Origin of the sequence: Paraburkholderia sp. SIMBA_053 (genome assembly GCF_046534895.1) — a bacterium.
Taxonomy (GTDB): Bacteria; Pseudomonadota; Gammaproteobacteria; order Burkholderiales; family Burkholderiaceae; genus Paraburkholderia; species Paraburkholderia caledonica.
In genome coordinates this window covers 1-304 of the sequence record NZ_JAWRXU010000391.1, presented here as the reverse complement: position 1 = coordinate 304, position 304 = coordinate 1, and the positions used below count along the sequence as shown (strand labels likewise).

1 protein-coding gene is annotated in these 304 nt (G+C 29.3%); it reads left to right on the top strand.

Annotated elements, in window-relative coordinates:
* A partial coding sequence (locus tag SB753_RS36125; RefSeq protein WP_410804903.1) for an alpha/beta fold hydrolase occupies positions 1-304 on the top strand: 304 nt, incomplete at both ends.

Here is a 304-nt window from a genome sequence, read left to right as displayed (position 1 = left end):
ATAGCTTGTTGTTTATTGATCAGAAATTTGCCAAACTAAATCGTAGTTTGTGGGAAGAAAGTAGATTAATTAATACAGGAATAGTAGCAAAAACTCTCTTTGAAAATCAACCATTTATACCACTTATTGAACGTGTAGAGAATATTAAAGTTGATACATTAATCATTGTTGGAAAGCATGATCGTAATACTGGGATTGAAATTAGTAAAGAAATAGCAAACAACATTGAGAATTCTCATCTTGTTGTATTTGAACATAGTGCACATTTTCCTGATATTGAGGAAACAAATAAAGTTGTTAAAAC